We start from the raw sequence: 25,909 nt of genomic DNA, 5'->3' as shown, positions 1-25,909 counted from the left end.
AACATTAAGATGGCCTTATTAGTTATAAAATAAAACTAAACCACCATTAAAAAGTTTATTCGTAAACCGATCAAAAAGCTGTCTCTTCGTATCAAGAAGAGGCTCGGGCTGCTGGCTCCTCCTATTATTTTGCCCTATCGCGGGTATGGCACCAGCAAGCTCGTCCACATTCGAGGACATGTGCTTGATGACCGGATTTTATATGAATCCGCCCACACGGATAAAAGCCGTAAAAACTTCAGGGCTATGATCAGTCGTTACATGAGTAGCCCGATTCCTGATGTCAGGGTCGAGATCCTTTTATTTGACCAGGAGTGTGTTGTTGAAACTGACAGCAATGGCTATTTTGAAAAAGACTTCATTTTTAATGAGCCGTTGGCCGTATCCGGCTGGCATAAGGTAAGGTATAAAGTTTTGGATAAAATCGTTGAAGAGCAGGAAGAGCTCGAGGTTGAGGGAGAAGTTTATATCCACCGGAATGGGGAAGCCAGATACGGAGTGATCTCTGACGTGGACGACACCATCCTCATATCTCATGCTACCAAAGTTTTGAGTAAACTCAGGCTTATCCTCACCAAAAACTCAAAGACCAGACTGCCATTTACCGGTGTGGCGGCTTTTTACAATGCCCTTCACCAGGGAGCAGACAGATCTATACAAAATCCGGTGTTTTATGTTAGTAGCAGCGAGTGGAACTTATATGATTTTCTCGAAGACTTTTGCGAAGTGAGAAATATCCCCAAAGGACCTTTCCTGCTACAGGATCTGAAAACCAGCTTGTGGAAATTAATAACATCAGGTGGAGGCAACCATTATCACAAACTGGAAAAAATAAAGCACCTGATGTCGACCTTTGATGATTTGCCTTTTATATTGATTGGCGATAGCGGGCAAAGGGATAGTTTACTTTATGCAGAGATTACACGCCAGTTTCCGGAGAGGGTAAAAGCCATATATATCAGGGACGTATCCAAATCCAAAAAGGATGAAAAAGTAAATGCCATTGCGCGTGAACTTCTGGAGCATAATGTGGAAATGCTCCTGGTTACCGACACCGAAGAGGCGGCACGGCATGCCTATGACAATGGACTAATATCAAGAGAAGAAATGCTTTATGTAGTAGAGGAAACGAGAGGCCAGAGCCAGCGGCCTGCATCTCTGGTGGGGCAGTTGGTAGAGTCTGAAGACAACAATGAAAAAGGCGGCTGATCAGCCGCCTTAACCTATATAATTAGCAAATCGCTGCCTTATGATTTTCAGTGACAGCTACATACCGCTTATGGTCTGTCGCACTTTGGGCGAGATAATTTTTTCGTTGATCCAATTGAGGAATTCGGACCTTTGGTATTCTATGGCGTGTTTTAATACCGGCATAAAACCGTCTGTTGTAAAATCTGTCAGGGCGTTTATATTGTGAATTGTATATTTTGGTTGATCTTGTTCGTTTTACCTCAAGGCTACGGTCAGGCTTCACAAAAACGGTAAACTCATTTTTGTAACCAGCTCTTATGCGCAACTGCTCTTTGGTCGTAAATAGCTTAGGTCCTTTAAAGACTTTAATTTTTACCTGGTGTACTCCTCCGGCTCCTTTAATTTTTACTACTCTTTTCGGTTCACTGTTAATTACCTTCTTGTCAATAATAACCTGGATCTTTTGTCCTTCTGCTGCTGCCATAAAGGTTGCGGCCGCCATTTCGGCCATAGCGTCTCCTATTATTAACAGCAATCCCACCATAAGTAAACTTTTCTTTTTCATATTGCTTTAACTTTAACCTCCGTACGCTAACGAAGAAAACCCCTAAATAATTCAGTAGAAGAACAACCTGCGTGCCAAAATCAAAATACTCTTACAAAGTGCTGATAACCATGATGTTGAGAACAAAAAATTGACCTGGTTCTTACTTAAAAAATTGGTTATTCTTAAATGTATATGCTTTCAACATTCTAAACGGTAACCGGACAAAAAGCTTATAATTATCGAAGGTTTTTATTATAGTGCTGAATATCTGCGTTTTATGGCAAATAATATTATTTCATTATTTTATTTGTATTCTATGTGATTTAGCAAAATTAAACGCTTAATAGGGTTGATATTGAGAAATATATTTCCTTTTTTGAAACTCGGGCGTTTATGTGATGGTGAATAGTTATTATTTTACCACTGATTGGTAAGATCAATAAAGTGGCAGCCCTTCTTTTTTACACTTACAGCGGCTATCCCCTACTGTTGTATTTTAGTTAAATACGCCGTCCGGTTTATATAGAAGCCGAACAACAAATCAAATCAAGTATAGCGAAATTGTAGCAATAGAGGCTGAATTTGCTTGATTTGCGCAATCGATTACATAATGTTGAAATATGATTAATTTATAAATAAGACCATCCTATGAAAAACAATCTCAGACCTTACTTTATCATCTTATTACTGATCACTTCAGCAATGAGAACAGTATGGGTAAATGCCCAACCCAATTATCCGGGAAAGGATATTGACACTATTAACAAAAGCACCCTAACCCTTCAACCTGAACCCGGTACTACCTACACCTATAACCTTACAGATGGGAGTGAAATGCCTCAGGATACAGAAATTAAATATGATACATTCGCAAGCAGCGATAGTCTCTTAATCCTGAAGAGTAACGAAGGTACACAGCTATGGTGGCATGATCCGTCGCATGGGGCTGCAATGTACAATGCCAATTCTTTTGAGGTCAAAGTGGCAGGTGACGCTATAATTACGCTCACAACCTGTACTTATAGCGCCGATAATGCTGTATTCAACTTAACGGATCAGGACGGTAGTCCGCTTGGTAGTATGGTTGCTGAAAATACTGGTGAGGCCGATGGTTTTCCTGTAAGCTTTGCTTACTCAGGAAATGCAGGAGTTGTTAAGGCTACATTGCAATCTTCGGGTACGGTATACATTCATGCTATTGCTGTTGAAAATGCTCCTGAGATAAGCCCAGGCAATGGCAAAATTGATGTTTGGGACTTTGGGGCGGAACAACTCAATAGCGAAACCTACAATAATATGCTGACCGAGTCAGAAATCAACTCCTGGTATGACGGGTCTATAACTCCCGGTACTTCCGGCAATGTGCTGCCCAGCTTCTCATCAGGAGTGTTAAGCTGGGTAGGTGGTACCAGCGACCGCTTAAGGACTACCAATACCAACCTAACAAGGTATGATGAAAACCTATCCGGCGTTTCAGGCTATACTGGTCGGGTTTATGTCAACTCCAGAGCCAATGCAGGCCGATATATGAGCCTTACATTGAACGAGGACGACGAGGTGACTGTAATGTTGATAACAGATGCCGATGGAATAATTAATTTCCAATATGTAGCTGACCCCGGTGCGCAGACAGACGAAGTGGCCGTAGGCACGAATCTTACAGAACTCCAATTTGTTGCCAAACAAGCCGGAACTTACCGAATTTTTGATACCCAGGCCAAGCCAAGCTACTACAGGATCTATAGAAAGGATGCCACCTATGCTACAATAAACGGATCAGTAGACGAAAGTCTTGCCGGTGGCATTCCAAACGGCTACGGCATACACTTTACAAACCAAGCCGGTAAAACCTGGACGTCTGTGGTAAATTCCGGGCAATACAGCATAGAACTGCCTGCCGGATATACCTACGAACTGGAATTAACCGATGCTGCCGGTTATTTTATAACCAGTAGCAGCACCCTTGAAGTAACCGAAGCAACTACTAACTTTGATATAACCGTTGAGCAGATCGAACTTTATACGGTTAGTGGTAATATCACAGGCCTGGGAGCCGATATTTCCAGCCTACAACTAACATATACGCCTGATCCTGCTGCGAATAAAACTTTTATACCAGAGCCTGAAATCAATTTAAATTCTTCCTCATATACCATTCAACTGGAGCCTGAAGTTGAGTATACCATTTCTGCTCTGGGAGTTAATGACCACTACATTACCGAAAGCACGATAACCATCGGGACATCAGATCAAAGCAGTGATATAGTATTCGCTCCAAAACCTGTTTATGATGTAGATATAACCACATCTGGCCTGGACAATTCTCAGTTGAGTAATTTGAGTCTTACCTTCAGCAACCGGCATGAAGAGGGTTATGCGTACACCTTTTCATCTATAAATGATGTTGCTTTACGTGATGGCACTTATGTAATTAGTTATAACGGACTGGATGATTATCCTCTACAGATGGCTTTAACCTCTAACCTGACTGTGGATGGTGGAGTTACTTCAAAAGAACTGGATTTTGTTCCTGTTACCGTGTGGTCGTTTGATGATCAGGCAATATCAGGCAGCACTACTTCCTATAAAGGGCTACTGCTCAGCGGTAACATGTCTAATAACGTTGCGAAGGGCCACCTTTCGACCAAATCCGGAGCAACGATCCAGGTACCTATAGATGCAGGTAAAAAGCTAAGGGTCTCATACTATTTCAGTGCCGATTTTTCTATTGACGGAGGTGATCCTGTTACTACTTCAACCGGTTTGATAGAACATGTGGATTACGTATACCCTGGTTCCGGACCAGGATATGCAACCATTGCTATTGGTAGCACAGCATCTACCACCTACTTAACGGAAATTGCTGTTTATGATGCCGTTGATTATGCTCCGGAAATATACGTGGGTGTGGATAAACCTTATAAAACCATTAATGAGGCATTGGATGCGATTACCAAAATGGAGAGAAATAACGACGAGCGCGTGACAGTGATGATAGATCCTGGGAATTACGAGGAAATGCTCGTAATCAAAGAAAACAATATAACCCTGAAAAATGCTGCTGAAACCCCCAGCATCGCTCTGAAAAATCAGGGAGTTGATATAGAGGCAGGGGCAGTGAGGATTACAGGTTATTACGGCTTAGGCTACAACTACTACAGCATGGGCCCTGACCGGAAGTGGCACGCGGATATACTGGAAGTAAACAAACAAAACGGATACTTGTCTCACTCCAATGAAGGATCAGGCTCGTACTGGAATGCCACTGTTTTAGTTGCTGCTAACGGTTTTGAGGCCAGTCAAATCATTTTTGAAAACTCTTTTAATCAATACATTTCGAAGAAGGAATCGGAAGACGTGGTAGTAATGTGGGAAGTTGGAGGTAAAGGCGAAAGGCCGACTGATTATGGCAATACTGCTGTACAAAACAGGAGCTATGTAGAACGGGCAGCGGCCATTGCTATAGTTGATAATTCTGATAAAGTAATTTTGGACAGGTGCCGTGTGATTGGCCGTCAGGACTCCTTTTTTGGAGGTGCAGGCGCCAGAGTCCTGGTTTATGAAGGCGCTATGATGGGTGCTGTAGATTACATTTTCGGTGCCATGACTGCGGTTTTTTATAAAACTGATCTGGTTATGAACACCAGTGACCAATCCAATGATGCTTCATACCTCACGGCGGCCCAGCAAAGCAGTGGCAGGGGATACCTGATGTACGAGTGCAGGGTTACATCAACTACTCCTGGTGTTGAAACAGCCTCTGTCAACACGGCCAAACCTGGCTACTTCGGACGTCCCTGGAGAGCCAGCACAAGTGAGGTGGTTTTTTACAATACCAGGGTAGATGCCTCTGAATATCCAGGTTCCGAAGGCAAATCATTGATCTCTCCGGCAGGTTGGTCAAACTCTTTGTCAGGCGAGTCTCCCGGTATGTATGAATACGGTACTATAGAGGCATCAGGTGAAGATAACAGTGCCAGCCGTGCTTCATGGTCAACCGTATTGACAACTCCCTTTTTGGCGGATGGCACAGAAATTACTCCTTATAATTTTACCAAAGGCACCGATGGGTGGGATCCTCTGGGGCAGATGGAATCTCTGGATAACGACAGTTTATTATCATCTCTTTCGGTTGCTGAAGGCACTCTGGTTCCTGAATTTGATCCGCTGGTTACATCCTACACAGTTGAGGTTCCTGAAAATACCACTAAAGTAACTGTTTCTGCAGAAGCCAGAAGCTCTGCCGCTCAGGTTAGTATTGGTGCATTTGACAACATACCCGGTTCGGACCAGGTAGTTGTTACCGCGGAAGATGGCAGCAAAACAATATATACTATTGAAGTAAAGCTACCGGTAACTACGGCAATTTATGAAACTTACAAATCAGGGCCGGGTTTATATCCTAATCCGTCGCGGGGTGTCACCAACATCTCGATTCACTTATCCAGATCTTCGGAAGTGGCTACACAGATTCTAACAACCGACGGTAAAATTGTGAAATCATTTACTAAAAAGAACCTACCTGCAGGTGAGCAAAGGCTTTCCTTAGATTGTTCGGGTTTGCCAGCAGGACTGTATCAGGTCAGACTGATTACGGAGGATCAGACGGCCATAATGCGTTTAATACTTCATTAATTGGCTCCTTTTAAAGCAGAAAGGCTGTCCTCAAAATCAGGACAGCCTTTTTTAATATCATTTAGCGTGCTTTTAAAGCTTATTTCTAGTTGCGTATCAATTCTGTACGAAGGTTATCGATGTAATTGGTCAACGCCTGCTCCCAGGTGGGGGCAGCATCCCATTTTTTGCCAAGGAATGTATTGCCTGAATAAATATGTTTGATGTAAAATTTATACACCGGAGTATTAATACTATATGAGTTTACTCTGGCCTGGCCATCTTTCACCACCTCAGAAACATAGGCGGTCTCCGTATCAGTAACGGGATATTCCAACATCTCTTTTACAGCTTTCCCTGTGCTGTGTACATAATACAAAATGTATTGATAGCCCTCTGATCTCACCTTTTTCTCTTCCAGATCGGGATCTACAAAACCATATTTGTAGGGGTAATTGGCCATTACAGCATTGATTTTTGCAGTATCTGCAAAAATTGGTACCGCCAGCTTTTCAGATGAGAAATTCAGGTCATAGTACTCACCCCTTCTTCCGTCAATGGTCTTGGCCATATCTCCAAACTCGGGTACATCAAGTATCAGAAGGTTGTCCCGGTCTTGTGATGAATTCGCGGCCGCTTTATAGAGATTATCAAGAGCTATAGAAAGATCAGCGTTTTGGGTTTGCCAGGCGGGTTGCCCTTTTTTAATTAGCTCCTTTTCATCATTGAGTTTCGTAAGCACAATGCGGTATGAACCCTCTTTTTGAACAATGAAAACAATATTTTCGAGTTCCCTCTTCTTAAATTCTTCCATGAAGGCGAGATACGATTCTTTCCCACTATAAATATCTTCTACATGGTAGTACGTTACCACATCGATACTTGCCTTTTGGAATCCAGGCTGTGTAAGCTCTGCCAGCTTTTTCCAGTCACCCCTTACCATTGGGTTAGTGCTTTTGGGCGGGAGTTGTACCAGTGCTACCGATTTACTCTGAAGTATTTCCTTCGGTAGTTCCGCTCCATACTGCAATGAATCGAGTCGTTTTACAATTTTTACGTCGTCTTGCGCGAAAGATGAAAAGTAAAAGAATAAGGACAGGATAAATATTAGCTGAGATTTTCGCATTGTACAAGGTTTATATAACACTCAAATAACGTTGAAAAATTGATTTATTGAAAAAATCAACTGGAAATATTGAGCAACAGATAGCAGGCTTGTTATCGTTTAATGAGCAAAAACCTGACTCTGGTCTTTAAAAGACTTAAATTCTAATGCATTGCCACTGGGATCAAGGAAAAACATAGTCGCCTGCTCACCAACCTGCCCTTCGAACCGGATGTGAGGTTCTATAATGAAGTTTATCTTGTGCTTTTTAAGCCGTTCTGCAAAGTCGTGCCACGCTTGCCATTCCAGGATAACCCCAAAATGTTTGACGGGCACTTTATCACCATCTACTTCATTGGTGTGTGATGAGCCTGCCTCTTCTGGCTTAAGGTGCGCAACTACCTGATGACCAAAGAAGTTAAAATCGATCCATTGATCGGAGCTTCTGCCTGTTGAGCAACCCAGTACCTCAGTATAAAATTCGCGGGTCGCTTCAAGGTCTGCGACAGGAAAAGCCAGGTGAAATAAAGGAACATTATTCATTGACACCAGATAATTTTCTTTCAACAGGATTTACCTCTTCAGTAACGGGTACTACTTCCGGGCTTGGTTTTGCCATAGTATTGTTAAAGGCTTTTTTTCGCTCCTCCAGCTTGCTGGGACGGGTGAATGTCATCACCCAGGCTTCTTTCAATGACTTTGAGTTTCTAATATCTTTTACAATATCCACCCATTCATGGAAACATAAATAGACGGGGTTATAAGAGTTAACAGGAGTGGTTATGCCATATTCTGCCTGCTCTTCTTCCGGTTGGAAGGTTCCGAATATTCTGTCCCATATGATAAAGGTAGAGCCATAATTCTTGTCCAGATACTTGGCATTTCTGGCATGATGCACTCTGTGGTGCGAAGGTGTGGTGAAGATGTATTCGATAGGTCTTGGCAGCTTTCTGATGTACTCCGTATGTATCCAAAATTGGTACAATACTTCAATTTGATGACAAATAAAGAACACAACCGGATGGAAACCGGCCAGTGCTACGGGAATGAAGAAAATTATTTTAATATGCTGTGTCCACCCCAGTCTGAAAGAAACGGACCAGTTGTACTTGGCCGAGTTATGATGTGTAACATGTGTAGCCCACCAGAAACGATTTTCATGAGCAACTCTGTGAGCCCAATACCTCCAGAAATCGATCCAAACCAGGCAAAGTACATAAGCCCACCAGGTATGTGGAATGCTCCAGGGAACCAGATTATAGAAGAATAGGATGATACCGAAGGTTGCAATTTTTATTGCCGCACTTATACCTACATTGACAAATCCAATTACAGTTGCCGCAATAGTATCTTTACCGTCATAAAAGTCTTTCTTTTGGCGAAAACTCACTATCCATTCTAGAATAACAAGTGATACCATTACCGGTGCTGCGTACAATATGATGTTAGGGAGGTCCATAGATAGAACCTGGTCAACTGTCAATTTTTCCTTTTCCATTCTATGTCTTTAATTATGAAACTTGAAAGTTAAAGATATTGTGTGTCAATGCTATACAATCTGTTATTTAATTCTGGTTAAATAAACCGTGGCCATTGATGTATTCACCTCAACTTTGTGGCATAAGCCATTTTTAAAGTAGTAAACATTAATCCTTTCATCCGGTTTGATCAGCTCATATTTATTAGAGGATACCTGTCTGATCGAACAAAACTGGCCATGTTTCTCTGAAAAAATTTCTGCTTTGAGTGGAGCATTAAAATAAAGGTAAGCAATGCTTTCATGAATCGGGCTGCTTTCTGTTTTTATCTGATCATCCTTTTTTATAGTATACCTTCCTTGTTCTAGCGTGGCCGTTGTTTTGGATTGCTCCTTCTCGTTTAAAAAATCCTCTGACAGTGATGCCGTCAGTACATCATTTTCATATTCAGCTTTATAATATGCGGCATGGTTGAAGCTGAGCACCAGGCTGAACTTCGCCCGGGTTTCGAGTTCGTAAGTAACTTTATTGTTGCTAAGCGATTTTCGGGCTATCATATAACCGATAGAATCCTCTTTGTAATCAATCCTGTAAACCAGCTTTTGAGCATGAGTTGAAAACACTGCGATCAATGAAGCCACCATAAACACTGTATAAACCAGAATTTTTCTCGTCATTTGCTAATTAACAATGGCAGATAATTAAAGTTAGAAGCTCCTTTTCTGAAAAGTTAACGATTTATAAAAACTTTTCTTGTGGTGAAGGAAACCTCTGTTTAAAGTTCTTGTCATTGTTATAACATATAAGTTGGAGTGGAGTCCGGACAACAGACCATACATAAATACCTGGTACAGCGTAGCCAGCAAGGAGACCGACAGGCGCAGAACGAGCTATATAAGCTGTACGTGAAAGCTATGTATAATATTTGCCGCCGGATGATGGGTGATGAAGAGGAGGCCAGGGATGTGTTGCAGGATGCTTTCATTACGGCATTCAGCATGATCAGGACCCTTAAAAGTGAGGTTACTTTCAGTGCATGGATCAAAAGGATTGTGGTTAACCATTGCCTTAACGCGTTGAAAAAGAGAAAGCTGATGACCGTAGCCATGGAAGACCATCAGGACTTCGCCGAGGAGGATGAAGAAGACCTGGATTATTCCAGGTACGAAGTTAAGCGCGTACTTGAAGCTATTGATCAGATCTCCGAAGGATGTAAAACAGTGCTGAACCTGTATCTTTTTGAAGGTTACGACCATAAGGAAATAGGTGAAATATTGGGAATTACGGAGTCGGCTTCAAAAGCCCAGTACAGTAAGGCCAAAAGCAAGATTAGAAAAATATTGAGTATTAAAGACGAAGCTCATGAAAGACAAGCTTAAAGAGTCAGTCGACACCAGAAGGGCAGATTTTGACTTGTATGATGCCGACTTTGACCAAATGTGGAATAATATAGAGGGAGACCTCAATAAATCCCGGTGGAATATCCGGGGCATGGCGGGCAAAGTGGCTGCAGCTATACTGGTGCTGGCTATGGTCAGTTGGGGTTTTATAAGTTTTAAGTTTAATGATGTAGCAGAAGGCGTGGCCTTGCATGAGATTTCTCCTGAGCTGGCTGAAACCGAATACTATTATTCCCAACAAGTGGCCGAAAAGCTAAGCATAATTAAAGCCAGCAATTCAGGTGTGGACCAGGAAGTGATGGATAATCTTATGGCGCTGGACAGCGCATATCAGGACCTTAAAAAGGACCTTAAAGATAACGCAGACAATGAAGAAGTGATAGCGGCAATGATTGCCAATTACAGGCTTAAGCTCAACATTCTGGAGCAAATTTTAACGGAAATCAAGCAACATGATCAGAGAGAACAAAATAGTGAAGTTAATATTTAGCGTAGTACTATGTGCTTGTTTCCTGCAGGCACCTGCCAAGCCTGGTGATAATGACGACACCAAACTTACAAAGACCATTGAAAGGGATTTCAGCATGCCTAAAAATGGGTATCTGGAGCTGATCAATAAATATGGACAGGTGGTGATCAATACATGGTCAAAAGATTCTGTAAAGGTAAAAGTGAAAATCACCGCCTATGGGAAAGACTACAGCGATGCTGAAAAAATGCTGGAGAGGGTAGACATTGATTTCAGAAGTACCAGTCCGTATTTAACGATAGAAACCATGCTTGATAGAAAATCAGGTTTTTTTAAAGAACTATGGAACAACATAAGCGATTATTCCAAAACCCTGCTTAGTAAAAATAAGATCGAGATTGATTATGAGATTTTTATGCCGGAAACAATGGCTCTTGACATAGAAAATAAGTTTGGGGACATCTACATGCATGAAGTAAGTGGAAAGTGCAATATTAACCTCATGCATGGCAACCTTAGAGCGAATAAATTCAATGCATCATCAAATATTGAGGTGGGATATGGCGATGTCAGGATCAAGCAACTCACCGAAGGCCTGCTTGTGCTCAAAGGCGTGGAGGCAGAAATTGCCAAACTTGGTAATGTAGAAGTAAAAAGTAGTTCGTCTGAGGTGAATATAAAGGAGGCTGGCAAAGTGACCCTGGACTCCCGGGGTGATCAGCGCTTTAATATCGACAAAGTAAGTATTCTTGAAGGCAAGGTAACGTTCTCCAGGATAGAGCTGCAGGAAATGGAGAAAACCCTTGATCTGGATATGAATTATGGTGAATTGCGAGTTAAATCAATACCTTTCAGCTTCAACAAGATCAATTTATCAGGAAAGTACACCGACATTACACTTGATTTTATGCCGAACAGCTACCTTGAAGTGGATATTTCGGCCAAGGAAGAATCACTTTTTCTGCCTCGTGAAAATGTAAAACTGGATAAAGCCTATACTGATGAAAAACAGAAATATGTGAGGGTAAAAGGAAGGATAGGCAACAAAACCAATTATCCGGGCAATGTTTATATTAATTCACCGGGAGGTGACGTGACCATTAATCTGTCAGGTTTGCAGCATTCTGTAAATAAATAGCCTGGAGAAGTTAATCCCCTGGCGACTGTTAAAAATAAAGTTATATCGTTAGTTTTAGATACTTTATTTATATTGGGGTAAACACGTCGCTATGAAAACCACCTACTTGCTTATACTTTTACTGATAGCCGGGAGGCTATCAGCCCAGGAAAATTCCATTCAAGCAATAGCCAGTCAAAAGGCCGGGCAAATCGAAGCCAAAACCATTGAATGGCGAAGGTATTTTCACCAAAATCCGGAGCTATCAAACAGAGAGTTTGAAACTGGAAAAAAAATTGCTGAACACCTCCGGAAGCTCGGTTTGGAAGTGCAGACCGGCGTGGCAAAGACCGGTGTGGTTGGAATATTAAAAGGAGGTAAAAAGGGACCGGTCGTAGCGTTAAGGGCTGATATTGATGCACTTCCTGTTACTGAGAGAACAGGCCTGCCCTTTGCTTCAAAAGTGGTAACAGAGTACAATGGCGTTGAAACGGGCGTAATGCATGCCTGTGGCCACGATACCCATATAGCCATTTTACTAAGTGTAGCTGAGGTGCTTTCTTCCATGAAGAAAGATGTGCCCGGAACTGTGAAATTTATCTTTCAACCCGCCGAAGAAGGAGCACCTCCCGGAGAAGAAGGAGGCGCCGGCCTTATGGTCAAAGAAGGTGTTTTAAAAGATCCTGCCCCAGAGGTTATTTTCGGTTTACACATCAGCGCCGGTACACCTGTAGGACATATCAATTATAAACCCGGCGGGGCAATGGCTGCATCAGACAGGTTTACCATCAAAGTAAAGGGCCAGCAGGCTCATGGGTCTACACCCTGGGGAGGCGTGGATCCTGTAGTCGTATCCGCTCAAATAATCAATGGCTTGCAAACGATCATCAGTCGCCAGACTGAACTTACCAAAGAAGCAGCAGTGCTTACCGTAGGGGTGATAAAGGGAGGAGTCCGTTTTAATATTATACCGGAAGAGGTGGAGCTGACCGGAACCATCCGTACGCTTGATACTGAAATGCAGGAAATGATCCATGAGAAAGTGAGGCTTACGGCCACTAAAATTGCCGAAAGCGCCGGGGCTACCGCCCAGGTTGACATTGAAAAGATCGTGCCGGTAACCTATAATGACCCTGACCTGACTTCAAAAATGGTTCCTACTTTAGAACGTGTGGCCGGAAAAGAAAATGTCCATCTGGTTAATGCCGTTACGGGTGCTGAAGATTTTTCATATTTCCAGAAGGAGATACCGGGATTATACATTTTTGTAGGTGGCCGCGCTCCTGAGTCAGGCGAACCCGCAGTAAACTTAGGAGGACATCATACGCCTGATTTTGTTATTGATGAAAGCGGTATGCTTACAGGAGTGAAGGCATTGCTTAACCTCACCCTGGACTACATGGAAATGAACAAATGATGCTCAAGCTTTATGAACAGCCTGCTATTGAGGAGGTAAAGGAGGAATGGATCAATGAGAAGGGCGTACGGCTCTTTATTAAAAGAGAGGACAGGATACACCCATTTGTTTCCGGAAATAAATGGAGGAAGCTCAAGTACAATCTGCTCAAAGCCCGGGAGGATGGACATAAAACCCTTCTGACGTTTGGTGGGGCTTTTTCAAACCATATTTATGCGGCAGCAGCGGCAGCCAAAGAAGCAGGCTTTCAATCCATCGGTGTTATCCGTGGAGATGAGTTAGCCGATAAGCCTTTGAATGAAACTTTAAGCTTTGCAAAGGACAACGGCATGAAATTTCATTTTGTAAGCCGTGAGGACTACCGCATAAAACACGAGGAATTATTCATCACCGCACTAAAAGAGCAGTTTGGAGAGTTTTATCTGGTACCGGAGGGCGGTTCTAATCATTTGGCAATAAGGGGCTGCGAAGAAATAGTAGATGACCAAGTAAAGCGTTTCGATTTTATTGGTCTACCGGTAGGTACAGGAGGTACTATTTCCGGTATCATTTCTGCTTCTGACAAATATCAGCAGGTAATAGGCTTTTCCGCTTTAAAAGGAGACTTTCTTATAGATGAGGTCAAAAATTTCTTAAGCAGCTATCAGATCAACCGGCCTGTGAGCCTGAACTGGCAAATAGAGACAGACTATCATTTTGGTGGCTACGCCAAAACCACTCCGGAGTTAATAAACTTTATCAAGCGCTTTGAAGCGGACCACAATATTCCCCTCGATCAGGTGTATACCGGAAAAATGATGTATGGCCTTTATGATAAAATCAGGAAAGGCTACTTCGATGAAGGAGTAAAAATACTCGCCATCCATACGGGAGGATTGCAGGGGAGGAGGTTATAAACACCTTACTCCGACTTGATTATTTTCTTTTAACCGAAGTCAGCCACGCCCCAATACCCCTTCGACTTGGTTGCTCTGCTAGTATCCCAGCTTCAGATGCACTTTTAACGGATTCCACGGTATAGAAGGCGCTTGGCACATGTCGTTGAATCTCTGCTTGTAGCAGGGGAAGGTTATCTCGCTTCAAAACCGTGAATAACAGTTTTTCTTCACCCGTTTCGCTCTGTGCCGATACCAGGGTGTATCGAACCTTCTGAGTTTCCAAAACCTTAATGAGCCCTGAGAGATCTTCTGATGAAATTACCCTCACCACCACATTACCGAGAGCCAGCCGTTCTTCTATCAGCATTCCCACCATAATGCCGGCTGCAAACCCGGCAGGATAGGCGATGTACGAATAAACGTTATCAATATGTTGAAAAATTTGTCCGATGGCCAGTAACCAGATCAAAGATTCGAAAAAGCCGAGAATGGTGGAGATCAGCTTGCGGCCGGTCATTACAAATATGATTCTGACTGTATTGATGGAAACGTCCAGTATTCGGGCAAAGAAGATCATTAAAGGCAGTACAATGATCCTGAATGTTTCCGCATCTATTCCGTATGTTGATAAAAATTCTTGCATCTCTTTTTTAACAGGTTATTGACTCAACAGTTATCCAAACAAGTCACTAAAAACATCAGTGATCCTTGCAAAAGGTTTAATGGTGATCTGATATTTTTTGGGGTCTATACCCTTCATGCCAAATTTTGAAACATAAACCTCTTCAAACCCAAGCTTTTGCGCTTCCGCTATTCGATTATCCAGGCGGTTTACAGCCCTCAGCTCTCCCCCGAGACCGACTTCTGCAGCAAAACAGGCCTTTTCAGAAATTGAAATTTCTTCAAGGGAAGAAATTACTGCACTGCAAACGGCCAGGTCAATAGCCGGATCTTCCACCTTGATACCACCGGCCATATTAAGAAATACATCCTGCAAACCAAGCCGGAAACCGCACCTTTTTTCCAATACCGCAAGCAACATGTTTAGCCGTCGCGCATCAAACCCTGTAGAGCTTCTTTGTGGAGTGCCGTAAGCTGCAGTACTTACCAGCGACTGTATTTCTATAAGCAAAGGCCTGTTGCCTTCTATGGTGGCGCCGATGGTCACGCCACTCAGCTCACTGTCTTTTTGTGATATCAGGATTTCCGAAGGGTTGCTGACTTCCCGGAGTCCGGAGCCCATCATTTCATAAATACCTAGCTCTGAGGTAGAGCCAAACCTGTTTTTGGTAGTTCGTAAAATGCGGTAAGTCAGGTGTCTGTCACCTTCAAACTGCAACACCGTATCTACCATATGCTCAAGCACCTTTGGTCCTGCAATAGCGCCCTCCTTTGTAATATGACCTACCAGAAAAACCGGAGTCGCCGTTTCCTTGGCATATTTGATAAGCTCTGCGGTACACTGCTTGACCTGAGAAACACTGCCCGCCGCAGATTCGATGTTGTCAGAGTGCAATGTCTGTACGGAGTCAACCACCAGTATATCGGGTTTTAAAGCCTCTATTTGCTGAAATATATTTTGAGTAGAGGTTTCGGCCAGTATGTAACACTCTCCCGGATTTTTAATATCCGTCATGCGCTCGGCGCGCATCTTAATCTGTTGCTCACTTTCTTCGCCTGAGACATACAGCACTTTATGCTTGACTGACAATCCTATTTGCAGCATTAAAGTAGACTTACCTATACCAGGCTCACCAGCGATAAGGATTACCGACCCCGGCACCAGGCCACTACCCAGCACCCTGTTTAGTTCGCCACTCCGGGTATTGATGCGCTGCTCCTTCTCATGGGTTATGTCCTCAATTTTCTTTGGCGTTGAAGAAGCCTTGCCTGTACCACTGCTGCGCCAGTCGTTTTTGTCCGCAGCCGAAGCTTTTTTAGTAACCTCTTCCACGAAGCTATTCCAGGTATTGCATGCTGGGCATTTACCCAGCCATTTGGCAGACTCATACCCACAGTTCTGACAAAAATATACAGTTTTGGTTTTAGCCATAGGCCTCAAATATAGGCAATATACCTTTGCGGGCACATAACTTTTTTTCCCTATAAATGGCCTTAAACTGTGACCATTTCTGGAAAGTATCTATATTGTGAAATTCTTTAATTTTTTACTGTTTAATTATTATGAATTTGTTTAGAAGTTGCTTTTTTATAATTCTGTTTTGCTCTATCCATGTAGCAAATGCACAGAAGGTACCCATCAAGTTTGGAAAAATTGACGAATCGGAATTTGTTAATAGTCATGAACAATTCCCCGATGCAGAAGCAATAGTTTTGGCTGATTTTGGCACAACGGAATTTGTCTATGCCAACGACAAAGGCTGGCAATATAGATTTGACAGGGTGGTTAGAATAAAAATTCTTTCAAAAGAAGGTTATGATCATGCTAATATTAGTATACCGTTTTATGAAGGTAGTGGCGGTAGTAAGGAAAAAGTAGCCGGACTTAAGGGAGCCACATATAATTTGGTGGATGGAAAAGTTGAAAAAGAAAAATTAAAAAATGATGCAATTTTTGAGGAGCAATTGAGTGAAAACTGGTATCAGCAGAAGTTTACATTTCCTAATGTTAAAGAAGGTTCCATCATCGAATATGAGTATTCTATTTTGTCAGATTACATATACAATCTTCAAAGCTGGTCTTTTCAATCCACCATTCCTGTCAAGTACAGTGAATACAGGCTTAGGATACCAGAATACTTTTATTACCAACAGGTGTATCAAGGTTTTGAGCCTTTGACAATTCGTGAAACTGATTCCAGAGAAGAAACTTTTACGATAAAATATACTACACTTCCGCAGCGGGGAGGTGCAGTTGAACACCGGGAAGCAACTTTAAAGTCTAATAGCAAAATATATCGCTGGGCGGCAGAAAATTTGCCAGCCATTAAAAGGGAGCCCTACATGACCACGGCATCGGACTATTTTACTAAAATAGAGTTTCAGCTTGTTTCCATACGTTATCCCAACGAACCTGCAGAGGTGGTTATGGGATCGTATGAAGATAAATTCACAAAGAGTTTTTTAGAAAGCGACAGGTTTGGAAAGCTTCTTTCCAGAACTGGTTTTGCTGAAGAAATAATTGCGGGACTTACGGACTCTATACCTGGTGAATACGACAAAATGGTTCAAATTTATGAGCACGTAAAATCGAAAATGGAGTGGAATGACCAATACAGGCTTTTTGCTTCATCGAATCTGAAATCTATTTATAAGGATCAAAAAGGCAGTGTTGCGGATATAAACCTATTATTGGTTGCCATGTTAAATGAGGCAGGGATCACTGCCCATCCCGTAGTGTTGAGTACAAGATCTAATGGGAAACCACATCCTGTTTACCCGAATATGTCCAAGTTCAACTATGTAATAGCTGCTGCTATAATTGATAATGAGTACTATCTTTTGGATGCAACTCAAAAAGGCCTGCCTGCTAATACTTTACCTGAGAAAGTCCTGAATGGCTCAGGCTGGTTGCTCTCACAAAACCCGCATTGGATTAACCTTAACGCCAACACAAACTTCTCCAGTACCAATATGGTTTCAATGAATATCTCTGAGGAAGGGAGTTTGCAGGCCGTTCTGCAATCACGAAAAGGCAGCCTGTTAAGCGCAAAAGCAAGGGCGAAATATTTACAGGAAACTGGCCAGAAATACCTGAAAGAAAACTATGGAAACATGACTGATTGGCAAATAACTTCATCTGAATTTGATGGGGACGAAGATATTTATGATTCATTTACAGAAAAAGTAGAGTTTGTGAATGAGGAGGTCGAGCTTGCCGATATTCTATATATTGATCCATTTCTTTTTTCTTCGATTAATGAGAATGTATTTAAAAATGAAACAAGAAGGTTTCCTGTAGATCTACCGGCACCTATACAAGAGCAATATATTTTTACCTTTGATATTCCTGAAGGTTACACGGTTGCGGAGCTACCTCAATCACAGGTTTTTGGTTTGCCAAACAATGATGCCAGCCTCAGGTTTTCCGCAAGTGTTCTTGGTTCCAAGATTAATATTGCAAGCACTGTATTAATTCGGAAAACATTTTTTTCTCCTGAAGAATATGCCTCCTTAAGAAAATTTTATGAGTTAGTAGTCGCCAAATATGATGAGCAAATTGTTCTTAAGAAAATATAAAATTCACCTGTTAATTCTTGGTTTTGGTCTGCTTACCGGGCAGGCCTTGAGCCAAGATGTTCTAAATAGAAATATTCCGGACAGCATTAAGCAAAATGCTAAAGCAATAGTGATAAGTGATGAAGCGAGGTTTCAGGTTCATAGTCTTCGCAAAACAGTTCTACATAGAAGAACAGTGATCACGATACTTAATCCACAGGCTGCTAATCTTGGAATAAAAGGTATTAATTATGATAAATCCTCCTCAATTGTTTCTTTTAAAGCTAAATGCTATGATGAACATGGCAAGGAGATAGAAGACTTGAAGAAGTCCGAATTTTTAGATCGGAGTAATATTTCTGAAGTGAGTCTTTTCGAGGACAACCGCGTAAGAATAGCAGACCTTAGAAGGAAGGTATATCCCTATACGGTTGAATTTGAATACGAAGTAGAATACAAAAATCTATTTCAGACACCTAATTGGGTCGTTCAGCCGGATGAGAAAATTGGTGTATTAAAGAGTTCTTTTGAAATGGCAGGGCCAGGTGAATTGATCCCATTTTATGAAGTACACAATGCTCCTGAGCCGGTAAAAGAGACTAGTGGAACTGAGGTAAGCCTAAAATGGCAATTTGAGCACTTGAAGCCGGTGCAATTCGAACCATTTGGAACGAACATAACTTTTTATACACCTGTAATCTACACAACCCCACACAGGTTTGAGTATGATGGATACCCAGGGGAATTTACGAACTGGAGTAACTTTGGAAAATGGATAAAATCACTCAATACCAACCGTGATCAGTTGCCTGAGGCAACAATATCTAAGATCAAAGCACTTGTAGCAGATGCCCAAACAGAAAAGGAGAAGGTAAAAAGGATCTATAGCTATCTGCAACAAAACACCCGCTATGTAAGCGTGCAACTTGGTATAGGCGGCTTTCAACCGATAGAAGCTATAACCGTCGATAATGTAGGTTATGGTGATTGCAAAGCACTTTCAAATTATACAAAGGCAATGTTGAAAGCCGCAGGTATCAAATCAAACTATGTACTTGTTGAGGCTGGCCAGTACCCCAGGCCTCTGAAAAAAGGTTTTGCCAATAGTACCTTCAATCATGCGATATTAGCCGTACCAATGAAAAATGATACTATCTGGCTGGAGTGTACAAGTCAAACCAATCCGTTTGGGTACTTGGGCAAATTCACCTCAGACCGGGAAGTGCTTTTAATTACAGAAGAGGGTGGGGTGGTTGTACGTACACCGGCATATCAGCCCGAACAAAACCAACAAATAACTGTAGCCCGGGTAAGTATAGATGATGAGGGTACTGGTACCGTTGATATGGCCGTTAGCTACAAGGGTATTCAAATTGAAAATGGAAATCTGGACTATTACTTAAGGCAGGGACATGAAGAGCAGGAAAAGTGGATATATAGGAATTCCGATATTTCGTCATTTAATCTGCTGGATTTTAAGTTCGAATTAATAGAAAAGGATTTGCCAGAGATACAGCAAAAGTCTTCACTTGAGATAAAGAAGCTTGCTTCAATTAGTGGGAAGAGATTGTTTATTCGTCCTAATCTCAATAATAAAAGCACCTACATTCCAGAGGTGCTTGAGCAAAGAAAAACACCAATTGTTAAGCAGTTTAGCTATTATGACACAGATTCAATTATCTATACCCTACCCATAGGCTATGTACCGGAGTTTGTTCCTGAGCCTCTCATATTGGAGTCCTCCTTTGGCAAATATACCAGCCAGATCACTATAGATGGTACCAGGCTGATATATACCCGAACCTTGTTGATGGAAAAAGGTACTTATTCAAAAGATATCTATGAAGAGCTTATCAGTTTTTACAAGAAGATAGCACGCTCTGATAAACAAAAAGTAGTAATGATCAATAAAACATAATAGATATAACTTTTGGTCGATTGCTTTGAATACCATCTTAAAATTAACGTTTTTTGCGCTTTAACAGTATAAAATGCGCTTATGAACAAGAAAGTACTTCTGATGATCCTGGATGGTTGGGGTTTAGGACAAAACCCTGAAATATCAGCTATTGCTAAGGCAAACACCCCTTTTATGGATTCTGTATGGGATAAATACCCTCACAGTAAGCTTGAAGCCTCAGGCCTGGCAGTTGGTTTGCCGGAAGGGCAGATGGGAAATTCAGAAGTAGGCCATATGAATATTGGTGCCGGAAGAGTAGTTTATCAGGATCTGGTAAAAATCAATAAAGCATTTGAAGAGCACACTATAGATGATAGCCCTGTGTTAAACGATGCATTGGATTATGCTAAAAAGGAAAACAAAAAAGTCCACTTTATAGGGTTGGTTTCTGATGGCGGTGTGCACTCACACATTAACCATGTGAAGGGCCTGTGCTCCATAGCCAGAGATAAAGGGTTGGATAAAGTTTACATACATGCTTTTACTGATGGCCGGGACACTGACCCCAAGGCCGGTGAAAAATACCTGACAGACCTTCAGGCACATGCAGAGAAAACCACGGGCCAGATTGCAACTGTAGTTGGTCGCTATTATGCCATGGACAGGGACAACCGCTGGGAGCGCGTAAAAAAAGCTTACGACCTCATGGTAAACGGGGAGGGCAAGCCTGCCAGAGACATACTTAAGGCAGTGAAGGAATCGTACATGGAGGATGTAACCGATGAATTTATATTACCTATTGTTCATGTAGATGAAACCAATCAGCCGATTGCCAAAATAGAAGATGGTGATGTGGTGATCTGTTTTAACTTCAGAACAGACCGTGGAAGGCAAATAACCCAGGCTTTGACCCAGAAAGACTTCCACGAGCAAAACATGCACAAACTGGATCTGCACTATGTAACCATGACCACCTATGATGATACTTTTAAAGGCGTAAAGGTCATCTTCGAGAAAGATAATTTGCAAAACACACTGGGTGAGGTACTGGAAAGAAACAACAAGAAGCAGATCCGGATAGCAGAAACCGAGAAATACCCGCATGTTACCTTCTTTTTCTCAGGAGGTCGTGAAGGTGAGTTCAAAGGAGAGAAGCGCATCCTGTGCCCTTCTCCAAAGGTAGCTACCTATGACTTGCAGCCGGAAATGAGTGCAAAAGATATCAGGGACAAGATCATAGCTGAGCTTAAAACCAAAGAACCGGACTTTATATGCCTGAACTTTGCCAACCCCGATATGGTAGGGCATACGGGTGTATTTGAGGCAGCAGTTAAGGCCTGTGAAACTGTTGATAGCTGTGCCCAGGCGGTTACAGAGACTGCTTTGGAAAATGGCTACTCTACTATTATTATCGCAGACCACGGCAATTCGGACATCATGATCAACCCCGACGGCACTCCAAATACAGCACATACTACCAACCTTGTACCATGTGTTTTCGTTGATAGTGACTTTAAAGGTTCTGTCAAAGATGGTAAACTAGGTGATCTGGCTCCAACCATTTTAAAGATGATGGGCGTGCAGGTGCCAACAGAAATGACGGGGGATATACTGATCTAATGAAAAACACTTTTATACTTATTATACTTATCAGTCTGGCTTCATGTCAAATGAAGCCAGACAAAACAGTATCTGTATACTTTGATACTGACAGCTTAATGAAGCAGCAGAAGCAGCTTCTTTACGAAAAACAAGCCAGCATCAGCAAATGGGCCAAAGTTCAAGGCAAATCTTCGGAAGGAAATGTGGCCCCAGACAGTCTTGATGCCTGGGACCGTGAATTTCAGATATTAGAAAAAATAAATATCAATAAGCCTGCCTTACAAGGCTCATATGAAGTTAAAGTGTACGATGACCCAAATAGTAATCTAAAAGTTAAGGAATACTCAGGTGTGTCCGATGATCTGGAGGTCCCTTATCTTAAGCTGTACTATTTGAATACACCGAATGATTTAAGAATACTCGAGGCCGAATACATTGAAAACAACCCTGTTTACCACTCTACCAGCAATTTAAAATTTATTTTCGACGACTTTACAGGCTCTTCTTTACTTCATAAGTACACCATCAAAGGCACACAGAAGATGATCTTTAAAGACTCCGTAAACTTTGAGGTCAAAGCCGAGATTAAACTCTAAAGCTTTAGCAAAGCCTGTAAAAAATCCAGGTTGGCCTTTTTATCTTTTACTACCATAAGCGGGATTTTGCTGTCGTATTGAATCATTTTATCCGCTACGCTTCCCAGTAGAATAGAGGCCAGCCCAGTCCTGCCTTTTGATCCGATAATGATAAGGTCGGCATTTTTTTCCTCCGCCATTGCATATGAGAGTTCGGCCGGATCGTCATCTTCGTCAAGATTGAGTTCTATCGTCACATCACTTGCTTTCAAACCTGATCGTTGTAGAAACTCAACAGCATCTTCATAGGCATTGCTTTTCATGATTTCGCCAAACTCTTCGTACGACTTTCCACTGAGGTGGTAGCCAGACGGTACCCGGTAAGAATTATGCAATATAATTTCAGCTCCTGTAGCTTCTTTGATGAAAATGGCTTCGTCCAAGGCCATAGAAGAAGTTTTGGAAAAATCTACAGGCACCAGTATACGCGTTATTTTATCCGTTGCGCTCTCAGGCACCAGTAAGAGAGAACAATGTACGGTTTTAGCCAATCTACCGGGAAGTACACCCGTACCGCGCAATTCACGCTTTCTTCCCATCACCACCAGGTCAATCTCCTTCTGGTCAGCCCATCTTAATATTTTATCCTCGGCATTACCTTCCCTTACTTCTACTTTGTATTCACATTCGGAAGTAAAATGTTTTTTCACTTTGGCAGTTATGTCCCTTTCGAGTGCTTCATCTACCGGAGCCATAAGGTCCGGATACTTTTCAATCACTTTTTTGGGTAGATCCAGTGATTTGGCCACGTGTAGAAAATAGACCATTTCCACACCAAACAACTTAACTAATCCTGAAGTATATGAAAGAAGCTTTTCATCCATTTCGGACATGTCCAGCCCTACCAATAGTCTTTTTACCTGATACATATGTCTTAATTTATGATCGCTAAAGTTAGGCCAAAAAAAATAAATTGCAGAAGGTTAAGGCACCCTACTTCCGGGATTTTTATTTATAAATTAGTCTAAGACGCTTTATCTGGATAGATTTGCGGATTAAAGGCTGTATTAGGCATAATCATTAAAAAGTAATGGCGAAAAGAAGAGGAAAAGACCCTCTGAGTGCTGAGGAAAAAAGAAAGCTCAACAAAACTAACTTTAAGAAGTTAATAGGCATATTCAAGTACACCCTGCCATATAAAGGGCTGTTTATCCTTGGTATGATCTGTCTGTTTTTTAGCAGTACCATTCTCCTGGCTTTTCCGTTTTTGGCAGGTAAGCTCATCGATATTGCCAGTGGGGAAACCTGGATACTAAACAGCATCAACCATGTTACACTCGCCCTGGTAGGCGTATTACTGACCCAAAGTATTTTTTCTTTTTTTCGGGTATACCTGTTTGCCCAGGTCAGCGAGCGGTCTATGGCTGATGTGAGGTTAGCCACCTATAGCAAACTGATAACCCTGCCGGTAAAATTTTTTGATAGCAGAAGAGTCGGTGAGTTGATCAGCAGGATTACTTCCGATGTCTCCATGCTTCAGGATACCTTCTCGGTTACACTGGCAGAGTTATTCCGGCAGATAGCCACTTTAATAATAGGAACAGGGATCATACTTTACCTCGCGCCAAAGCTTACGGTATTCATGTTGGCAACATTCCCCATACTTGTTATAGCAGCCCTCTTTTTTGGAAAATATATCAGAAACCTTTCAAAGTCTACCCAGGATAAACTTGCGGGAGCCAATGTAGTTGTTGAAGAAACCTTGCACTCCGTGAATACTGTTAAGGCCTACAGCAATGAAGGGTTAGAAATAAACCGGTATGGCAAAGCCCTGAAAGATACAGTAAATACAGCGATAAGGGCTGCGAAGTATCGTGGCGCGTTCATTTCTTTTGTCATATTTGCTTTGTTCGGTGGCATAGTAGGAGTTATGTGGTATGGGGCCAATCTGGTTGCCGATGATGTTATGACCATTGGCGGACTCCTGTCTTTTGTTTTGTATACTACTTTTATTGGAGGCTCAATAGCCGGCCTTGGAGATATTTACGGGCACCTTCAACGTGCCATAGGCGCCTCGGAACGTGTGCTTGAGATTATCAATGAAGACGTAGAGACCACACATGGCATAATTGGTGAAGGTAAGCTGCAAGGGGATATTACTTTTAACGATGTGTCCTTCGCCTATCCTTCCAGAAAGAAGCTCAAGGTATTAAAAAATCTGTCTTTAAATATTGGTGCCGGCCAGAAGGTTGCATTGGTTGGGCCTAGTGGTGCGGGTAAATCTACTATCATCCAATTGTTGATGAGGTTTTATAAAGCTACCGGCGGCACCATACTGGTTGACGGACACGATGTGAATGAATATGACCTGAGCTATTATCGGCGCAATGTGGGTATAGTACCACAGGAGGTGATTTTATTTGGCGGTACTATTCGAGAGAACATAGCGTATGGTAAGCCAGAGGCTACAACTCAGGAGATTGAGGAGGCAGCCCGAAAAGCCAACGCCTATGAGTTTATCACCAGTTTTCCGGAAGGGTTTGATACGCTTGTAGGAGACAGGGGCATTAAGCTTTCAGGAGGGCAGAGGCAGCGTATAGCCATTGCTAGGGCTATTTTAAAGGATCCTGCACTGCTTATACTCGACGAGGCCACCAGCTCGCTGGATGCTGAGTCGGAAGTGCTGGTTCAGGAGGCGCTGGATGAACTGATGAAAAACCGGACCACGATCATAATCGCCCACAGACTGGCAACCATCAGGAAAGTGGATAACATATTTGTGGTTAAAGACGGGGAAATAGTAGAGACAGGCACCCACGAGGAACTATCCGCTTATGATGAGGGTATATATAGTTATCTGTTAAGGCTTCAATTTCAATTAACATAAAAACTAAAAAATGGACCTTAAAAACGTACTGAATAATTTCAAGCTTAAATCTACTCCTTGCAGAGCGGAGGTCCTGACTTTACTTCTCAACAATGAGCATGCCCTGTCGCACTCCGATATTGAGCATCAGGTAGACCAGTCTTTTGACCGCGTTACAGTATACCGTACGTTGAGGACTTTCCTGGACAAAGGATTGATCCACAAGGTTCTTGATGATGAGGGCGTTACCAAATATGCCCTCTGCAATGAATGTTCAAAGGAAGAACATAACCACGAGCACGTACACTTTAAGTGTGAGCAGTGCGGTCATACACAGTGCCTCGATAAAATTCAGATTCCTGATATCAACCTTCCGGCCGGGTTTAAAGCCCATCAAAAAAACTTGTTAATTCAGGGTGTTTGTGACCAATGTAACTGATTAATATTGTTATATTGGTTCCTATTTTGTGCATTCAAAAATTAACCTTTTGTGTTATATTTTTGAATGTTTTAATTTTGTAGTTTTGCTTGGATATAGTTGGTAATAATCTGTTCTTTTTTAGATGTTGTT

At 42.1% G+C, this 25,909-nt stretch carries 21 protein-coding genes; 13 read left to right on the top strand and 8 right to left on the bottom strand.

Annotated features, from left to right (window positions below; translation table 11 throughout):
* The first annotated feature begins 246 nt into the window (after positions 1–246).
* Positions 247–1,209: an App1 family protein phosphatidate phosphatase gene (locus tag E1163_RS25370; RefSeq protein ID WP_155175676.1), complete on the top strand. Its 963-nt coding sequence runs from the start codon at positions 247–249 to the stop codon at positions 1,207–1,209.
* Between the two features lie 22 nt (positions 1,210–1,231).
* Here the strand turns inward: E1163_RS25370 and E1163_RS25365 are convergent, their stop codons facing one another.
* On the bottom strand, positions 1,232–1,756 hold the full coding sequence (locus E1163_RS25365; protein ID WP_155175674.1) for a hypothetical protein: 525 nt from the start codon (positions 1,754–1,756) through the stop codon (positions 1,232–1,234).
* Positions 1,757–2,386: 630 nt separating this feature from the next.
* Between E1163_RS25365 and E1163_RS25360 the strand changes: the two genes are divergently transcribed.
* Positions 2,387–6,373 (top strand): pectinesterase family protein, encoded by a 3,987-nt coding sequence (locus tag E1163_RS25360; protein ID WP_155175672.1) that lies wholly within the window; start codon positions 2,387–2,389, stop codon positions 6,371–6,373.
* A gap of 85 nt (positions 6,374–6,458) precedes the next feature.
* Here the strand turns inward: E1163_RS25360 and E1163_RS25355 are convergent, their stop codons facing one another.
* The 4 genes from E1163_RS25355 to E1163_RS25340 all read right to left on the bottom strand — a co-directional run bounded on the left by E1163_RS25355 (position 6,459) and on the right by E1163_RS25340 (position 9,612).
* Positions 6,459–7,478, bottom strand: a complete 1,020-nt coding sequence (locus E1163_RS25355; RefSeq protein WP_155175670.1) for a hypothetical protein — start codon at positions 7,476–7,478, stop codon at positions 6,459–6,461.
* A gap of 99 nt (positions 7,479–7,577) precedes the next feature.
* Positions 7,578–8,000 (bottom strand): VOC family protein, encoded by a 423-nt coding sequence (locus tag E1163_RS25350; protein ID WP_155175668.1) that lies wholly within the window; start codon positions 7,998–8,000, stop codon positions 7,578–7,580.
* Positions 7,993–8,955, bottom strand: coding sequence for a sterol desaturase family protein (locus E1163_RS25345; RefSeq protein WP_155175666.1), 963 nt, complete (start codon positions 8,953–8,955; stop codon positions 7,993–7,995). The genes E1163_RS25350 and E1163_RS25345 overlap by 8 nt, the downstream gene beginning before the upstream one ends.
* A gap of 63 nt (positions 8,956–9,018) precedes the next feature.
* A complete protein-coding gene (locus E1163_RS25340; RefSeq protein WP_155175665.1) occupies positions 9,019–9,612 on the bottom strand; it encodes a DUF6134 family protein in 594 nt (197 codons plus the stop codon).
* Between the two features lie 135 nt (positions 9,613–9,747).
* Between E1163_RS25340 and E1163_RS25335 the strand changes: the two genes are divergently transcribed.
* The 5 genes from E1163_RS25335 to E1163_RS25315 all read left to right on the top strand — a co-directional run bounded on the left by E1163_RS25335 (position 9,748) and on the right by E1163_RS25315 (position 14,234).
* A complete protein-coding gene (locus E1163_RS25335) occupies positions 9,748–10,314 on the top strand; it encodes an RNA polymerase sigma factor (protein WP_343033966.1) in 567 nt (188 codons plus the stop codon).
* A complete protein-coding gene (locus tag E1163_RS25330) occupies positions 10,298–10,825 on the top strand; it encodes a hypothetical protein (RefSeq protein ID WP_155175663.1) in 528 nt (175 codons plus the stop codon). The genes E1163_RS25335 and E1163_RS25330 overlap by 17 nt, the downstream gene beginning before the upstream one ends.
* Positions 10,788–11,942, top strand: a complete 1,155-nt coding sequence (locus E1163_RS25325; RefSeq protein WP_155175661.1) for a DUF4097 family beta strand repeat-containing protein — start codon at positions 10,788–10,790, stop codon at positions 11,940–11,942. The genes E1163_RS25330 and E1163_RS25325 overlap by 38 nt, the downstream gene beginning before the upstream one ends.
* A gap of 91 nt (positions 11,943–12,033) precedes the next feature.
* Entirely contained in the window at positions 12,034–13,338 is a 1,305-nt protein-coding gene (locus E1163_RS25320; RefSeq protein ID WP_155175659.1) for an amidohydrolase, read from the top strand.
* The gene (locus E1163_RS25315) at positions 13,335–14,234 is read left to right on the top strand and encodes a 1-aminocyclopropane-1-carboxylate deaminase/D-cysteine desulfhydrase (protein WP_343033965.1); all 900 of its coding nucleotides are present in this window, start codon (positions 13,335–13,337) and stop codon (positions 14,232–14,234) included. The genes E1163_RS25320 and E1163_RS25315 overlap by 4 nt, the downstream gene beginning before the upstream one ends.
* A gap of 19 nt (positions 14,235–14,253) precedes the next feature.
* Here E1163_RS25315 and E1163_RS25310 read toward each other — a convergent pair whose 3' ends face one another.
* Positions 14,254–14,859 (bottom strand): DUF2179 domain-containing protein, encoded by a 606-nt coding sequence (locus tag E1163_RS25310; RefSeq protein WP_155175657.1) that lies wholly within the window; start codon positions 14,857–14,859, stop codon positions 14,254–14,256.
* 30 nt (positions 14,860–14,889) lie between these two features.
* A complete protein-coding gene (gene radA / locus E1163_RS25305; protein ID WP_155175655.1) occupies positions 14,890–16,269 on the bottom strand; it encodes a DNA repair protein RadA in 1,380 nt (459 codons plus the stop codon).
* 131 nt (positions 16,270–16,400) lie between these two features.
* Here radA and E1163_RS25300 point away from each other — a divergent pair, with 131 nt between their 5' ends.
* The 4 genes from E1163_RS25300 to E1163_RS25285 all read left to right on the top strand — a co-directional run bounded on the left by E1163_RS25300 (position 16,401) and on the right by E1163_RS25285 (position 22,493).
* Entirely contained in the window at positions 16,401–18,416 is a 2,016-nt protein-coding gene (locus E1163_RS25300) for a DUF3857 domain-containing protein (protein WP_155175653.1), read from the top strand.
* The gene (locus tag E1163_RS25295) at positions 18,385–20,313 is read left to right on the top strand and encodes a DUF3857 domain-containing transglutaminase family protein (RefSeq protein ID WP_155175651.1); all 1,929 of its coding nucleotides are present in this window, start codon (positions 18,385–18,387) and stop codon (positions 20,311–20,313) included. Before E1163_RS25300 ends, E1163_RS25295 begins: the two co-directional genes overlap by 32 nt.
* Before the next feature lie 81 nt (positions 20,314–20,394).
* Positions 20,395–21,915: a 2,3-bisphosphoglycerate-independent phosphoglycerate mutase gene (gene gpmI, locus E1163_RS25290; protein WP_155175649.1), complete on the top strand. Its 1,521-nt coding sequence runs from the start codon at positions 20,395–20,397 to the stop codon at positions 21,913–21,915.
* Positions 21,915–22,493, top strand: coding sequence for a hypothetical protein (locus E1163_RS25285; protein WP_155175647.1), 579 nt, complete (start codon positions 21,915–21,917; stop codon positions 22,491–22,493). Before gpmI ends, E1163_RS25285 begins: the two co-directional genes overlap by 1 nt.
* On the opposite strand, the gene E1163_RS25280 is transcribed toward E1163_RS25285, so the two are convergent.
* Positions 22,490–23,401 (bottom strand): universal stress protein, encoded by a 912-nt coding sequence (locus E1163_RS25280; RefSeq protein WP_155175645.1) that lies wholly within the window; start codon positions 23,399–23,401, stop codon positions 22,490–22,492. The two genes, E1163_RS25285 and E1163_RS25280, sit on opposite strands and share 4 nt — an antisense overlap.
* Positions 23,402–23,562: 161 nt before the next feature.
* Between E1163_RS25280 and E1163_RS25275 the strand changes: the two genes are divergently transcribed.
* Entirely contained in the window at positions 23,563–25,359 is a 1,797-nt protein-coding gene (locus E1163_RS25275; RefSeq protein WP_155175643.1) for an ABC transporter ATP-binding protein, read from the top strand.
* Positions 25,360–25,369: 10 nt separating this feature from the next.
* Entirely contained in the window at positions 25,370–25,777 is a 408-nt protein-coding gene (locus E1163_RS25270; RefSeq protein WP_155175641.1) for a Fur family transcriptional regulator, read from the top strand.
* Positions 25,778–25,909: the final 132 nt, after the last annotated feature.

Origin of the sequence: Fulvivirga kasyanovii (genome assembly GCF_009711405.1) — a bacterium.
Taxonomy (GTDB): Bacteria; Bacteroidota; Bacteroidia; order Cytophagales; family Cyclobacteriaceae; genus Fulvivirga; species Fulvivirga kasyanovii.
Note: the sequence above shows the minus strand (reverse complement) of the source record. Positions and strands in the feature narration are given on the sequence as shown.